We start from the raw sequence: 15466 nt of genomic DNA on the forward strand, positions 1-15466 counted from the left end.
AGGCGTAGTCGAAGGACAACAGGTTGATATTCCTGTACCACCGTAAGCCGTTATGAGCAATGGAGTGACGCAGAAGGGTAGTGACGCGGACCGATGGATGTGTCCGTCCAAGCAGTGAGGCTGGTTTGTTGGCAAATCCGCAAACCGTAAGGCTGGGCTGTGATGGGGAGGGAAACTTATAGTACCGAAGGTCATGATCTCCAGCTGCCAAGAAAAGCTTCTAGCCAGGCGAAGGTGCCCGTACCGCAAACCGACACAGGTAGGCGAGCAGAGCATGCTAAGGCGCGCGGAGTAACTCTCGTTAAGGAACTCGGCAACATGACCCCGTAACTTCGGGAGAAGGGGTGCCTCGGTAGGGTGAATAGCCCGAGGGGGCCGCAGTGAAAAGGCCCAAGCGACTGTTTAGCAAAAACACAGGTCTGTGCGAAGCCGTAAGGCGAAGTATACGGGCTGACGCCTGCCCGGTGCTGGAAGGTTAAGGGGAGCGGTTAGGGGCAACCCGAAGCTGTGAACCGAAGCCCCAGTAAACGGCGGCCGTAACTATAACGGTCCTAAGGTAGCGAAATTCCTTGTCAGGTAAATTCTGACCCGCACGAATGGCGTAACGACTTGGGCGCTGTCTCAACGAGAGATCCGGTGAAATTTTAATACCTGTGAAGATGCAGGTTACCCGCGACAAGACGGAAAGACCCCATGGAGCTTTACTGCAGCTTGATATTGGACTTTGGTACGATCTGTACAGGATAGGTGGGAGCCTGGGAAGCCGGAGCGCCAGCTTCGGTGGAGGCACCGTTGGGATACCACCCTGATCGTATCGGAGTTCTAACCTGGTACCGTGATCCGGTACAGGGACCGTGTCAGGCGGGCAGTTTGACTGGGGCGGTCGCCTCCTAAAATGTAACGGAGGCGCCCAAAGGTTCCCTCAGAATGGTTGGAAATCATTCGCAGCGTGCAAAGGCATAAGGGAGCTTGACTGCGAGACCTACAAGTCGAGCAGGGACGAAAGTCGGGCTTAGTGATCCGGTGGTACCGAATGGAAGGGCCATCGCTCAACGGATAAAAGCTACCCTGGGGATAACAGGCTTATCTCCCCCAAGAGTCCACATCGACGGGGAGGTTTGGCACCTCGATGTCGGCTCATCGCATCCTGGGGCTGAAGTAGGTCCCAAGGGTTGGGCTGTTCGCCCATTAAAGCGGTACGCGAGCTGGGTTCAGAACGTCGTGAGACAGTTCGGTCCCTATCTGTCGTGGGCGCAGGAAATTTGAGAGGAGCTGTCCTTAGTACGAGAGGACCGGGATGGACGTACCGCTGGTGTACCAGTTGTTCCGCCAGGAGCACCGCTGGGTAGCTACGTACGGACGGGATAAGCGCTGAAAGCATCTAAGCGCGAAGCCCCCCTCAAGATGAGATTTCCCAGTATGTAAGACCCCTGGTAGACGACCAGGTTGATAGGTTCGGGGTGGAAGCGCAGCAATGCGTGCAGCTGACGAATACTAATCGGTCGAGGGCTTATCCTATGGGTAAGAAAAGCAAATGGACTCAGCATCCATCCTATTGGTTCGATCCAGTTTTCAGGGCACAATTGCCTCACGTTTCCAGTGTCAAGTACAATGGAGCGAGACAAATTGTTTGGGCATTTGGCGATGCCTTACCTGAAAAATGTGGCGGTGTAGCTCAGCTGGCTAGAGCGTACGGTTCATACCCGTGAGGTCGGGGGTTCGATTCCCTTCGCCGCTACCACTATATGGAAGCTTAGCTCAGCTGGGAGAGCATCTGCCTTACAAGCAGAGGGTCGGGGGTTCGATCCCCTCAGCTTCCACCATATTTATCCTGGAGCTGTGGTGTAGAGGCCTAACATGCCTGCCTGTCACGCAGGAGACCGCGGGTTCGAATCCCGTCAGCTCCGCCATTTTTTCATGCAAGTAAGGCTTGGTAGCTCAGTTGGTAGAGCAAAGGACTGAAAATCCTTGTGTCGGCGGTTCGATTCCGTCCCAAGCCACCATTGGTTTTCTAAGTGAGCTATAAGGCGCATCTTAGAGCATTTGTGGAGGGCTAGCGAAGTGGCCAAACGCAGCAGACTGTAAATCTGTTCTCTGACGAGTTCGGTGGTTCGAATCCATCGCCCTCCACCACTTCATTTTTAAGAGCCATTAGCTCAGTTGGTAGAGCACCTGACTTTTAATCAGGGTGTCGAAGGTTCGAGTCCTTCATGGCTCACTTCTTCCCCAATAACTGAACCTTCCAAGCACAGACTCTGTCTGTGCTTTTTTGTTTTTCAACGGAAGAAAACATTTAAATCGCATTTCTGACTGGCTGATGGTTTTTTGCAAAGCTCGCTTGATGGTCTTGGCAAAGCTGGCATAATGATATTCGCAAGCTCGCTTGATGATATTCACAAAGCTGATTGACGTTCATTGAAAATACAGGTTAATTCATTGAGAATCAGGTTATTCCCATCGCAAACAGGCTCTGACCGTCGCAGAGGTTGGCGGGCAGGAATGCCTTCATGGTAAACTTGCTTATATGGCTGCATACGGCTTGCAAGGGCTGGTGCGCAGGAGGCGGGACATACGATGGCATCAGGAGAGTGGCTGGAAGAGCTGCGCGGCATTCTAGGAACAGATCTCGATATTCGCCAGTTCTCCGCGGCGCAGTGGCGGGACATGGCAGGCGGAGGCATCAAGGCGGAGCAGAATGGCAATTGGATTGTAGACAAGGATCGATTAGTGGTAAGGCTGGCCGGAGATGGAATCAAGGTCGAGTGCCTGGAAATCCACCGTACGGAGCCTCTATCGGAAACCGAGATTCGGCTTCTTCGCTTGACGTTGAAATACGCCAGGCCGGAACGTGCCTGGAACGTCAAGCCGGCTACGGGCATGGAGAAGACGGCAGCCGAATTGGGTCGATGGATCAATGGCCAGCTGGACAGCTCAAGACATGATCCGCTGCCGGCTTCGCTTGCCGAGGGAGGGCGGCTGTACGCCGAAATGATACCGATTCTGCTCGTGCGGGAATATCCCGGAGCGGCAGACGATTCCTACAGCGAGCTCGAGAAGCTGCTCCTGTCCTTCTTTCCGGAGGAAGTACTCTTGATTCCGCTTCAGCGCAACGAATGGCTAATTCTGAGTCCGGTATCCCTGCTCAGGGATTCCCAGCTGGAAGGAACCGAAGAGGACGAATCGGAGGAGGAAAGCTTGAAATCCATCGGTCTCGGGCTTCATGAGATGCTGGCGAGCGAATGGCTGGGCGAATGCCATCTTGCGCTGTCGCTGCCGATGCAGCCTCTGAAGTCGCTTGTCGATAGCGCGGCGCTGCTGAAGGAAACGATCGAGCTTGGCCGGCGGTTCCATGTCGGTTCCAACCTTCATTTGCCTTGGCAGCTGAATCTCGAGAGGCTGCTCAGCGCCATTCCGGAACGGGAGCGCAGCAAGTTCATCGAGCAGACGCTCAGCCGGTCGGATTATTACATGGAGCCGGAGATCCTCACGACGCTGGAGACATTTTTCGCCTTGGACTGCAATGTAAGCGAGACGGCGAAGAAGCTGTATATCCACCGGAATACCCTTCTTTACCGTTTGGACAAGCTGAAGCAGGAAACGGGACTAGACGTCAGGCTCTTCCGGGACGCCGTCATGGTGAAGATTATTCTGCTATTGGATAAAGTCACGAAAAGACCTTAGTTTTTTTGTAGGGTTTGTGCATAGTCATACGCTTACATTTTCGGTTAATATAGATTCATAAGATCATTCAACCGTAGAGGTATCACCTACTCACTCACATAGGGGGAAACAAACATGGCAGGCGTACGTTTAGAACATGTTTACAAGAAATACCCTGGATCCGACAACGCATCGGTAAAAGACATCAACCTGGACATCAAGGATAAGGAATTCCTCGTTCTGGTCGGTCCTTCCGGCTGCGGCAAATCCACGACGCTCCGCATGATCGCTGGTCTGGAGGAAATCTCCGAAGGCAAGCTGTTCATCGGCGATCGCCTTGTGAACGATGTCGCCCCTAAAGACCGCGACATCGCGATGGTATTCCAATCCTACGCCCTGTACCCGCACATGAACGTGTACCAGAACATGGCTTTCGGCCTGAAGCTGCGCAAGTTCAAAAAAGCGGACATCGATAAGCGCGTTCGCGAAGCGGCAAAAATTCTTGATATCGAACATCTTCTGGAGCGCAAGCCGAAAGCTCTCTCCGGCGGCCAACGCCAGCGTGTCGCCCTGGGCCGCGCTATCGTCCGCGAACCGCAAGTGTTCCTGATGGATGAACCGCTTTCCAACCTTGACGCCAAGCTCCGCGGCCAAATGCGCGCCGAGATCAGCAAGCTGACGAAACGTCTGGAAACGACGACGATCTACGTAACGCATGACCAGATCGAAGCCATGACGATGGGCGATCGCATCGTAGTCATGAAAGACGGCATTATTCAGCAAAACGCAACCCCGGATGAGCTTTACAACCACCCGGTGAACATCTTCGTAGCCGGATTTATCGGCGCGCCAGCGATGAACTTCATCACCGGTACGCTGAGCGAAGCAGGCGGCGCGCTGCGCTTCAAGGCTTCGGGTGTGGATGTTGTTCTTCCTGAAGGCAAAGCCAACGTCCTGCGCGACAAAGGCTTCGTAGGCAAAGAAGTCGTTCTGGGTGTTCGTCCTGAGGACCTGCACGAAGAGCCGGTCTTCCTGGAAGCATCGCCTAACAGCATCGTCAATGCCAACATCGAAGTGGCGGAGAACCTTGGCCACGAAATGTACCTGTACCTGAACGGAATCGGCAACGATACGGTTATCGCCCGCGTTGACGGACGTTCCGGCATGCGTGACGGCATAAGCGTCAAGCTCGCTCTGGATATGAACAAAGTTCATGTCTTCGACAAAGCGACGGAGCTGAACCTGTTCGAGAACTAATCCTAAAGATAAAAAAAGGCTGCCGATCATGGGAACATGATCGGCAGCCTTTTTGCATATAGGGCCAGGCCAGCATACTCTTGACGAGTGACCTTTATCCCGTTGTCGCAGAACTAATTTCACTATTAGAAAGAAACAGGCTTACTTCCGATAGGCATCAAGAACCTTGAGGGCATCCTTATTGAGCTGATCGACCGAAATAGAGCTTACCTTGCCGTCTGTCATCTGGTATTGGAGCTTGCGGGCCATAATGCGGTAGACGCTTTCGTTGAGCCGTGTGGCGGGTATCGATCCGTCGGCGGCAGCCTGCCGAAGCTTCTGCAGCACATGGATGATGTTGTCATTGCCATGCGAGACAATGACGATATCTCCGCCGGCCGATATGGTTCGGACAGCCGCATCTCCGACATCATAGTTTTCCAGGATGGCCCCCATGGTCAGATCGTCGCTGAACACAAGCCCGTTGAATTTCATCTTGTCCCGCAGCAGCCCGGTAATGACAGGCCTGGACATCGAAGCCGGGTACTCGGCGTCCAGCTTGGGCAGCAGAATATGAGCGACCATCACGGCGTCCGCTCCCTGGTCGATGGCCGCCTGGAACGGCGGAAGCTCCACCTCCTGCAGCCTGCTTAGACCGTTGCCGGTGACGGGAAGCTGCTTGTGGGAGTCGACCGAAGTATCTCCATGCCCCGGAAAATGCTTGAGGACGCCGAGGATGCCCTCCTTCTTGAATCCCAGCATGGCGGCAGTTCCCAGCTTGGTTACAAGCTGAGCGCTGCTGCCGTAAGAGCGGTCGCCGATGACCGGATTGTCGGGATTGCTGTTGACGTCGAGCACGGGAGCAAAGTCCACGGAAAAGCCGAATGCTTTGACCCTCCTCGCCAGCAACTGACTGACATCGCGTGCGTATTCGGCATTGGCTGACTTGCCGATGATGCCGTTGCTCGGTATTTTCTCGACCGATGCGGGCATCCGGGTCACTTTGCCGCCCTCTTCATCGACCCCGAGCATAAGCGGAAGATTTCCTTCCGCCTTGTTCAGAGCCTTGAGTCCATTGAGAAAATCGACGGTTCCTTGCAAAGTCTTCATATTGTCTCGGAAAAGGATGAAGCCCCCGACGCGGTAGTCCCGGACCAAAGTTTCGGCTTCTTTGTCCGGCTTGATGCCCTCCACGCCTGCGATGACCAGTTGTCCCACCTTCTCTTCCGTACTCATGGATCCGATTCGTCTGGCGATTTCCTGGCTTTGGGCATTACTTAGGCCTGCTACGGGCGGCCAGGAAACGGTGGACTCGTCCACAGCCCGAATCTGGGCCGGCGCAGCCGCGGCAGGCTGCATTCCGGCCGTTGATGCGAAGCCTGGATGGGAGGGTCCGTACTCGGACCATGCCGATCCGACAGCTGCAGCCGCAAGGGCAACGGCAATAAGAGCGGGCCGGGCGAAACGGCTCCGGCTGCCGCGGCGAATTCGTTTGGAGCGCATTTTTCCACCTCGCTTGATGGTAGTCTGCTAAATCCATTGTAATGGACGCAATGGATCGCGTAAATGTTGTGGATGCTCGCTACGTTGCGCTGATGCCCGTTTTCCTTTAGGATGGAACTAATAGGCAGAAGGCTCTACGAATTGCCCGCAAGCAACGTACATATGCCCTGGAACAGGGAAACATACAGGAGGGCCCTCATGGCTAAAAAAGTCAAGGTATCCGAATTGGTGCAGCCGTTTCAACTGGAGATTCTGGCAGGAGAAGACGGCATGCAGCGTATTATAACGACCGACGATCTGTACCGGCCCGCGCTGGAGATGGCCGGCTATTTCCATTATTACCCCAAAGAGCGGGTTCAATTGCTCGGCAAGACGGAACTTGCGTTCATCCAGACGCTGGACAGCCGTGAGCGCAAGGAAAGATTGGAGAAGCTGTGCAACGATGAGACGCCATGCATCATGCTCACCCGCGGATTGGAGCCGCCGCTCGAGCTGATCGAGCAAGCGGCGGAGAAGCATATTCCGGTGCTGCGAAGCCAGATTTCAACGACGATCTTCTCCAGCCGCCTGACCAACTTCCTGGAGCGCCGGCTTGCGCCGACAACGACGATCCATGGCGTCCTCGTGGATGTGTACGGCATGGGCATCCTCATTACAGGCGGCAGCGGCATCGGCAAAAGCGAGACGGCGCTCGAGCTCGTGAAGCGCGGCCACCGGCTTGTCGCGGACGATGCCGTCGAGATCAGGCAAACGTCGGACGGACAGCTGCACGGAACGGCTCCGGAGCTGATCCGGCATCTGTTGGAGATTCGGGGTCTCGGCATCATCAATGTGATGACGCTGTTCGGCGCGGGCGCCATCCGCAACAACAAGCGCATCAGCGTGGTCATCAAGCTCGAGAACTGGCAGCCGGAGAAGCAGTACGACCGTCTCGGCCTGGACGAGGAGACGACCCGCATCATCGAGACGGATGTTCCGCTGGTGACGGTTCCCGTCCGCCCTGGACGCAACCTTGCCGTCATCATCGAGGTCGCCGCGATGAACTACCGCTTGAAGCGGATGGGATACAACGCCGCGCTGCAGTTCACGAACAAGCTTACGGAAACGATCGCAGATGACATGGACGACTATGAATAAAGGCAATCTTCCTATGGAAAGAGGTCGGCAACGATGACGGAATATTCTCTTCGTATCAATCCCATAGCCTTCGAGCTTGGACCGATAACGGTCCATTGGTATGGAATCATTCTCGGACTGGGAGCTCTGATGGGACTGGTGCTGGCGATCCGGGAGGGCAGGCGCTTCGGCATCTCGTCCGATTTCTTCATGGACCTGCTGCTGCTCGGGGTTCCTTCCGCGATTATAGCGGCACGAGCTTATTTCGTCCTGTTCAAATGGGATTATTACCGGCAGCATCCGGGTGAGATCCTGGCGATCTGGAACGGCGGCATCGCGATCTACGGCGCCTTGATCGGCGCCATTATTTGCGCGATCTTCTATGTGCGCCGTAAAGGCCTCAATTTCTGGCGCATCGTCGATATATGCGCCCCGTCTCTGCTGATCGGCCAGATCATCGGCCGTTGGGGCAACTTCGTCAACCAGGAAGCCTACGGCGGTCCCGTCACGCGCCGGTTCCTGAGCGGCGAGCTGCATCTGCCGGACTGGATCGTGGACCAGATGTATGTAGAAAGCACCGGCCAGTTCCATCATCCGACTTTCTTGTACGAATCGGTGTGGAACATCATCGGCATCCTGCTTATCTTTGTCCTTCGCCGACGTCCTTGGGTGCGCGCCGGAGAAATGTTCTTCACCTACCTGATCTGGTATTCGATCGGCCGGTTCTTCATTGAGGGGCTGCGTACGGACAGCCTTGCCTTTGCAGGTCCCGCCTGGCTCGAATCGCTGATGAACGGCCTGTGGTCCCCGATGAAAATCCTGTTCGAACCGGGCTATCTGGATCCGGCCTATGGCAACGTCCGCAGTTCTCAGCTGATCGCCGTCCTCGCCATCCTGTTCTGCATCGTCATGATTATCGTCCGCCGGTCGACAGGACTTGCCGCGGAGCGGTATTCCGACCCGGTCATCAACCGCAAGACCGGACTACCCGCCGGCGTAGAGCCGCAGGAGGCACAGCCCGTTTCCGAAGCAGTAAAGGAGAATCATCACGATGAAACCCATACGAAACCTACTGTTTGACTTGGACGGCACCATTCTGGACACGAATGAATTGATCATGCGCTCCTTCCTCCACGCGCTGCAGGGAGTTGTCCCCGCAGACTTCGGGCGGGAGCAGATGATTCCTTATATGGGCCTTACTCTGGTCGACCAGATGAAGCATTTCTCCGGCCAGGAAGAAACCTCGCATCTGATTTCCTTGTACCGGGAAATGAATATGAAGCTGCATGACGATCTCGTCGTGCCGTTTCCCCATACGGCCGAGGTGCTGGAGCGGCTCAAGGCCGCAGGCTTCAAGCTTGGCGTCGTCACGACGAAGATCCGCATGTCCACGGAAAAAGGACTTCGCCTGACGGGACTGCTGGATTATATGGATGCCATCGTAACGCTGGATGACGTGGACAACCCGAAGCCGCATCCGGAGCCGGTTCTGCGCGCCATGGAGATGCTGGGAGCGAAGCCGGAGGAGACGATGATGGTCGGCGACAGCGCCGTAGACATCCAGTCCGCTCTCGAGGCAGGGGCTGTGCCGGTCGGCGTCGCCTGGTCTCTGAAGGGAGAGGCGCTGCTGCGCGAATACGGAGCTGCCCATGTCCTGCAGGACATGAGGGATCTGTATGCTCTGCTCGGATTGGAGCAGGAGGCCCGGTGAGGAACGTCGAGCGTTATCCGACCGATGGGCCGAATGCGCTGTGGCAGGTATACCGAACCGTAAGCCGGTTCAAGGCGGTGCGCAACTTCGCCGCTATCCAGATCTCCCGCTATTGCCCCTCCCTGCCGGTCAAAAACTGGATCTACCGCCGGATTCTCGGCATGCGGGTCGGCAAGACGACGTCGTTCGCGCTCATGGTCATGGTGGACGTCTTCTTCCCTGAGCGGATCACAGTCGGGGACAACTGCATCATCGGCTACAATACGACCATCCTCACCCATGAATATTTGATCCATGAATATCGGCTGGGGGATGTCGTGATCGGCTCCAACGTCATGATCGGAGCGAATACGACGATCCTCCCGGGTGTGACGATCGGCGACGGCGCCGTCGTGGCCGCCGGTTCCCTGGTCCACCGGGACGTGCCTGCCGGCGCATTCGTAGGGGGGAATCCGTTCCGGATCATTCGGCAACAGGATTGAATCCGGATATAGACAGGGCTTAGATGGGACTAGTCAGGCATAGGCAGGACAAAAACCAGGCATAGACTGGGGTTCGGCAGGACATAGCCAGGCATAGACCAGGCAAGGACAGGAATAGATCAGGCATAGGCAGGACATATTCAGGATTGAGGACAGGAAGCCAAGGCAACTTTTTGCGGACAGGACTCGTTTACAGGATTGGCCTCTGCCTGAGGATGCCAGTCCAACCTGCAAGGAGAGAACGCAATTGAGTACCGTCAAGCGGTTTTGGCTGCTGTCTGCTGTCCTGGCCTTCGTTCTGTGCCTGACGGCTGCCGGCGCGGCTGCCGTTCGCTACCGGGAGCACTTTCCGGCCGTCAAGCGCCTGCTGTCGGAAGCCCCTGCGATGAGCGAGGAGGCAGCCGGAGGGGAATATAAGGATTTGAAGCCCGGAGAACGGACGCCCAAGGGCATTTATTACCGCAACAAAGTCATTGTCCTGATGTACCATGATGTCCAGCCGACCCCTTCGGACACGAAGGCGCTGGCCTTGGACAAGCTGGAGCGGCAGCTCGAGCTGATGCGCGACAACAACTTCCATGTCATCAGCATGGATGAATACAAGGCTTTTATCCTGAAGCGCAAGCCGGTGCCCGATAACGCGGTACTGCTTACATTCGATGACGGCTACGAATCCTTTTACCGGTATGCGTATCCCGTCTTGCTCAAAAACGGGCTGACTGCGACCAACTTCGTCATCGCCGGCACAATCGGAAACCCCAAGCATGCCGGCGTGCCGAAGCTGACCTGGGAACAGATGAAAGCCATGCGCAAGCATGGCATGGATTTTTACAGCCATACATACGATTCCCATGCTTATGCGCCGGAGAATGCGAAGGGAAACAGGCTGGTGCCTCTTCTGGCCGGAAGGGTATACCGGAGCGATCTTGGCAGACGGGAGACGGAGAAAGAATACGAAAGCCGCATTCGCGAGGATCTGGACCATGCCAATCGGACGCTGCAGAAGGAACTCGGCGTGCGCAACGATGTGCTCGCCTTTCCATACGGAGCCTTCTCTCGGCCGCTGCTCCGCACATGCAAGGAGCTCGGCATCAACGTGACGCTGACGGTGAAGCCGGGCATGAACGGTCCAGGAAGAGGGAACGGATTCCGGCTGAATGCCGGCGGAGCGGAGAACGATCCCGAGCTGCAGATCGAGCTTATGAAGCAGGCTCCCCGTCTAATCGGCCACAACCGCTATCAGCCTCCGGATCGGGCCTACCTGCTGCTGACGCTTCCTCTGCTCGTCATGTTTGTCGGCGCCCTATGGCTGCGGTCGGCCTGGGAGGTCATCATTCTGCGCCGCAAGAAGCTGTCTCTGCTTCCGGGGAAACCATCTTAGGAACAATCGCCGAGCGGGTGTTATGCCCGGCGAACCTTGCGGTCCGCCCATGGCGATCTCTGCGGTCCTCCTAAGCACCGTGCTCTTGCACGCTCATACGGTATGGCACGAGCCGCCCGAACCCGCAAGCATGGCGGTTCAGGCGGCTCGTGCCGGTTGACGGGAGAGACCGAATCATGATAGGATTACAAATACCTTTACTTTGGCAGTATGGTAACTTGGTAGCACATTAACTCACTAAAGTATGAAGCCAACTTACAAAAAGCGAATGCTTGGAGCCGATTGCTTCGAGCGTCTGTTTATATTAGGAGACCAAACCGATGTCCAAACCAAAAGTATTTGAAAAACCGGTAGGCGTCAAGGACTATCTCCCCCATGCCGTATCCAAGCTCAGACAGATCGAAAGCAGCGTGCTGAGCTGCATGGAACGCTGGGGCTACGATCAGATCATGACTCCTACGCTGGAATATTACGACACTGTCGGCGTCGCCAGCTCGACATCCGATCAGCGGCTGTTCAAGCTGCTGAACAACCGCGGCACGACGCTCGTGCTTCGTTCCGATATGACCGCGCCGATCGCGCGTGTCGTATCCTCTCTGCTGCGGGAACAGCCGTTTCCGCTGCGCCTTTCCTATCATTCCAGCATATTCCGAGCGTTCGAGAACGAAGCGGGACGGGATGCGGAGTTTTTCCAGACCGGCGTCGAGCTGGTCGGAGACGCTTCGGCCGAAGCGGATGCCGAGGTCATCGCCCTTGCGATCGCCTCCCTGCAGGCCGCTGGCGTCGAGAAGTTCCGCATCGCGGTCGGCCATGTGGGCTTTCTGAACGGATTGCTGGAAGAGCTGCTGCCCGGACGGGCGGAATGCCAGGGCAAGCTCAAGGATTATCTGCTCAACCGGGACCATGTCGGGTACCGGGACCAGCTTGGAAGACTGGGGCTGACCGAGCAGGTCCAGCAGGAGCTGAAGGGGCTGCTCCGCCTTCGCGGCGGCCAGGAAATCTGCACGCAGGCGATGAGCCTGACGCCGAATGCCACAGCCCAAGAGTCGATTCGCCATCTTTGCGAGATATGGGATGTGCTCGAGGCGTACGGCGTGAGCGAGCATGTGCTGATCGACCTGACGATGATCGGAGATTTTTCGTATTATACGGGCATGACCTTCGAGGGTTATGCGGCGGATCTCGGATTTCCCGTCGTCGGAGGCGGGCGGTACGACAACCTTCTCCAGCAGTTCGGGCGCCCGGCGCCGGCTACCGGCTTCGCGGTCAAGACGACGCGGGTGCTGGAGCTGGTCGGCGAGGAGCAGGAAGCTCCGCGCCGGATTCTGATCGGCTACGACGGCACGGGGCGCGAACGCGCTCTTGCCGAAGCGATCCGGCTAAGAGGGCAAGGAGCGGCAGTCGTGACGGCCCGCATGGAGGCTCCGGGAATCCGCCATGGCGAAGCCCGGGGCAGCGAAGAGCCGGAGCGCACCGCACGGAGGCTTGCCGACGGCGAGTCCGTGAAATTCGGCGGCTTGGTGTATGGGACGTTCCTGCCCTTCTTTGACGGGAACCAAGAGGAGGGGGACGAGCGATGAGGACGGACGGCAGGACAGAAGGCGATATTCTCAAAGTCGCGATGCCGAAAGGACGCATCTACAAGCAAGCCTCCCGGCTGTTCCGGGAAGCGGGCCTCCTTATCAACGAAGAGGTCGACGAATCGAGGAAGCTGATCGTCGAAGTGCCGGAAGCGCGCATGGAATTCATCATGGCCAAGCCGGTCGACGTGCCGACGTATGTGGAATATGGCGTCGCTGATATCGGTGTCGTCGGCAAGGACGTGCTGATGGAGGAAAACAAGGACGTCTACGAGCTGCTTGATCTGGGCATCGCCCGCTGCCGCATGTCGGTCATCGGGCTGCCGGACTGGAAGCCGGTCATCAATCCGCGCGTCGCGACGAAATATCCTGCGGTAGCCTCCCAGTATTTCCGGGAGCGCGGCCAGCAGGTCGAGGTGATCAAGCTGAACGGATCCATCGAGCTGGCTCCTCTGATCGGCCTGGCCGACCGGATCGTCGACATGGTGGAAACCGGACAGACGCTGCGCGACAACGGGCTTGTGGAAATGGAAGAAATTTTCAGCATCACGAGCAGGCTGATCGCCAACCGCGTCAGCTACCGCATGAAGAACGATGCAATCCAGAGCCTTTGCGACCGCCTTCAGGCGGCATTGGGCGCGAAGGCTTAGAGGGCCGGTTGAGAATCATCGGTCCAAGCAGCTATTCACCAAACCGATTCAGACGGAGGAATGGCGATGACGGCAATCAAGGCAGTGGTCTTCGATTTTGACGGACTGATTCTGGATACGGAGACGCCCTCTTACGAGGCGTTTGATCGGGTATACCGCGAGCATGGGGCAGAGCTTCCGCTGGAAATGTTCGCCCGCTGCGTGGGCACCTCCTTTGCGGCATTCGACCCCTATGCTTATCTGGAAGAAATCCTGGGCAAGCCGCTGGAGAGAGAACTCATTGAAACCCGGTACAAGGAGATCTATTCGGCCATCGTCCAGGAGTCTTCGATTCTGCCGGGAGTCCGGGAGAATCTGGCGCGCGCCCGCGAGCTTGGGCTCGCCGTCGGCCTGGCGTCCAGCTCTTCCTGGGGCTGGATCGAGCCTTTGCTTACGAGGCATGGACTGTTGGACCGCTTCGATTCCTTCCAGACGAAGGATAAAGTGAAGCGGATCAAGCCGGATCCGGAGCTGTACCTCGCCTCGCTGTCGGAGCTTGGCGTCCACGGACATGAGGCCGTGTCGTTCGAAGACTCGCTCAACGGCTTCACGGCTGCCCGCGCTGCCGGCATGCGGACGGTAGTGATCCCGAACTCCGTCACGCGTCATTTGACGTTCAGCGGAGCCGACTTGCAGCTGGAGTCCATGGCGGATCTGACGCTGGACTCGCTTTTGGAGCGTCTGGATTCGCCGCAGCCTTGAGGAGAGGCGCCTGGGAACAGGCTGGATGCCAGACTCGGACGGGCAGCGACAAGGATAGAGAGGAGAACGCTGTATGCGCATAATGCGGGCGGAGCAGTTCAAATTGACCCGGGAAGTGGAATATGGAACCCCGGAACAGAATGAGTCGGTGCGGAGCACGGTGGAAGCTCTCCGGACGCGCGGCGATGAAGCGCTGCTGGAGCTGACGGAAAAATACGACGGCGTGTCTCTCTCGGCGTCGGACCTGCGGGTGACGGAAGAGGAGATCCAAGCCGCCTACAGCCGGGTGGAGCCGGATTTCCTGGACGCCATTCGCGGCGCGGCTGCGAATATCCGCCGCTACCATGAACGCCAGCGGCGCCAGTCCTGGATGGACGTGCAGCCGGACGGCACCGTGCTGGGCCAAGTGCTGCGCCCCTTGAAGCGGGTAGGCGTCTATGTGCCGGGAGGCAAAGCCGCCTATCCGTCCTCCGTGCTGATGAACGTCATTCCGGCGCAGGTCGCCGGCGTGCCTGAGATCGTCATGGTCACGCCGCCGGCGACGGGAGGCAAAGCGGGCGTCGACCCGTATATCCTCGTTGCGGCAGCGGAAGCCGGCGTCAAGGAGATGTACCGCGTCGGCGGAGCGCAGGCGATCGCCGCGCTTGCCTACGGCACGGAGAGCATCCCGCCGGTGGACAAAATCTGCGGCCCGGGCAACATCTATGTGGCTCTCGCCAAGCGCGCCGTGTACGGCGCTGTCGATATCGACAGCATCGCCGGGCCGAGCGAGATCGCCGTGCTGGCCGACGATACGGCCGAGCCGGCCTATGTCGCAGCCGACCTGCTGTCGCAGGCGGAGCATGACGAGATGGCGTCGAGCATTCTCATTACGCCGTCGAGAGGGCTTGCCGAGGCCGTTGCTGCTGAAGTGGAGCGCCAGCTGGCGCTGCTTCCGCGCGCCGCGATCGCAAGGGAATCCATCGACCGCCATGGAGCGATTCTGCTGGTCGACTCCATCGCAGCCGGCGTGGACATCGTCAACCGGCTCGCGCCGGAGCATCTGGAGGTGCTGACCGCCGATCCGATGGCGCTGCTCGGCTCGATCGAGAACGCCGGAGCGATCTTCCTCGGGCCGTACAGCTCGGAGCCCGTAGGCGATTACTACGCGGGGCCGAACCATATCATCCCGACCAACGGAACGGCGAGGTTCAGCTCTCCGGTCAATGTGGACGACTTCATCAAAAAATCGAGCCTGATCTCCTACAGCCGCGAAGCGCTGCTGCGGGACGGCCAAGCCATCATGACGCTGGCCCGGCACGAAGGACTGGAAGGCCACGCCCGCGCGATCGAAGTGCGTTTGGAGCGGGAGGCTGCATCTGCCGCAGAAGCGGCGAACCAAGCTACGGACGGAAAGAGGGATTAGA

General features: G+C 57.6%; 12 protein-coding genes, 6 tRNA genes and 1 rRNA gene (1 of these 19 running past the window's edge). 18 read left to right on the plus strand and 1 reads right to left on the minus strand.

Features of this window, described 5'->3' with window-relative positions:
- The 9 genes from VE23_RS17915 to VE23_RS17955 form a co-directional block, all read left to right on the plus strand.
- Positions 1-1518: ribosomal RNA gene (locus tag VE23_RS17915) — 23S ribosomal RNA — on the plus strand (it extends 1411 nt beyond the left edge of the window).
- Between the two features lie 146 nt (positions 1519-1664).
- Positions 1665-1741: transfer RNA gene (locus VE23_RS17920), tRNA-Met, on the plus strand.
- A 6-nt stretch (positions 1742-1747) separates the two neighbouring features.
- Positions 1748-1823 (plus strand) — tRNA-Val (locus tag VE23_RS17925).
- A 10-nt stretch (positions 1824-1833) separates the two neighbouring features.
- Positions 1834-1910, plus strand: a tRNA-Asp gene (locus VE23_RS17930).
- Positions 1911-1927: 17 nt separating this feature from the next.
- A tRNA-Phe gene (locus VE23_RS17935) sits at positions 1928-2003 on the plus strand.
- 44 nt (positions 2004-2047) lie between these two features.
- Positions 2048-2133: transfer RNA gene (locus VE23_RS17940), tRNA-Tyr, on the plus strand.
- 12 nt (positions 2134-2145) lie between these two features.
- Positions 2146-2218 (plus strand) — tRNA-Lys (locus tag VE23_RS17945).
- 356 nt (positions 2219-2574) lie between these two features.
- Complete coding sequence (locus tag VE23_RS17950) at positions 2575-3681, plus strand: PucR family transcriptional regulator (protein ID WP_048748383.1); 1107 nt, start codon at positions 2575-2577, stop codon at positions 3679-3681.
- 114 nt (positions 3682-3795) lie between these two features.
- Positions 3796-4917 (plus strand): ABC transporter ATP-binding protein, encoded by a 1122-nt coding sequence (locus VE23_RS17955; protein ID WP_048748382.1) that lies wholly within the window; start codon positions 3796-3798, stop codon positions 4915-4917.
- Between the two features lie 141 nt (positions 4918-5058).
- On the opposite strand, the gene nagZ is transcribed toward VE23_RS17955, so the two are convergent.
- Positions 5059-6399, minus strand: a complete 1341-nt coding sequence (gene nagZ / locus VE23_RS17960) for a beta-N-acetylhexosaminidase (protein WP_048748381.1) — start codon at positions 6397-6399, stop codon at positions 5059-5061.
- 198 nt (positions 6400-6597) lie between these two features.
- Between nagZ and hprK the strand changes: the two genes are divergently transcribed.
- The 9 genes from hprK to hisD all read left to right on the plus strand — a co-directional run bounded on the left by hprK (position 6598) and on the right by hisD (position 15465).
- The gene (gene hprK, locus VE23_RS17965) at positions 6598-7536 is read left to right on the plus strand and encodes an HPr(Ser) kinase/phosphatase (protein WP_048748380.1); all 939 of its coding nucleotides are present in this window, start codon (positions 6598-6600) and stop codon (positions 7534-7536) included.
- 33 nt (positions 7537-7569) lie between these two features.
- Positions 7570-8595 (plus strand): prolipoprotein diacylglyceryl transferase, encoded by a 1026-nt coding sequence (gene lgt, locus VE23_RS17970; protein WP_021879911.1) that lies wholly within the window; start codon positions 7570-7572, stop codon positions 8593-8595.
- Entirely contained in the window at positions 8567-9226 is a 660-nt protein-coding gene (gene ppaX, locus VE23_RS17975; protein WP_048748379.1) for a pyrophosphatase PpaX, read from the plus strand. The genes lgt and ppaX overlap by 29 nt, the downstream gene beginning before the upstream one ends.
- The gene (locus tag VE23_RS17980) at positions 9223-9708 is read left to right on the plus strand and encodes an acyltransferase (RefSeq protein WP_049868713.1); all 486 of its coding nucleotides are present in this window, start codon (positions 9223-9225) and stop codon (positions 9706-9708) included. Before ppaX ends, VE23_RS17980 begins: the two co-directional genes overlap by 4 nt.
- Positions 9709-9955: 247 nt before the next feature.
- Complete coding sequence (locus VE23_RS17985; protein WP_049868714.1) at positions 9956-11089, plus strand: polysaccharide deacetylase family protein; 1134 nt, start codon at positions 9956-9958, stop codon at positions 11087-11089.
- 320 nt (positions 11090-11409) lie between these two features.
- Positions 11410-12669, plus strand: coding sequence for an ATP phosphoribosyltransferase regulatory subunit (locus VE23_RS17990; protein WP_021879914.1), 1260 nt, complete (start codon positions 11410-11412; stop codon positions 12667-12669).
- Complete coding sequence (gene hisG, locus VE23_RS17995) at positions 12666-13319, plus strand: ATP phosphoribosyltransferase (protein ID WP_021879915.1); 654 nt, start codon at positions 12666-12668, stop codon at positions 13317-13319. Before VE23_RS17990 ends, hisG begins: the two co-directional genes overlap by 4 nt.
- Positions 13320-13385: 66 nt before the next feature.
- Positions 13386-14060, plus strand: coding sequence for an HAD family hydrolase (locus tag VE23_RS18000; protein ID WP_048748377.1), 675 nt, complete (start codon positions 13386-13388; stop codon positions 14058-14060).
- 73 nt (positions 14061-14133) lie between these two features.
- Positions 14134-15465, plus strand: a complete 1332-nt coding sequence (hisD, locus tag VE23_RS18005; RefSeq protein WP_021879917.1) for a histidinol dehydrogenase — start codon at positions 14134-14136, stop codon at positions 15463-15465.
- The last annotated feature ends 1 nt before the right edge of the window (position 15466 follow it).

This window comes from Paenibacillus sp. D9, assembly GCF_001188365.1.
Lineage (GTDB): Bacteria > Bacillota > Bacilli > Paenibacillales > Paenibacillaceae > Paenibacillus_O > Paenibacillus_O humicus.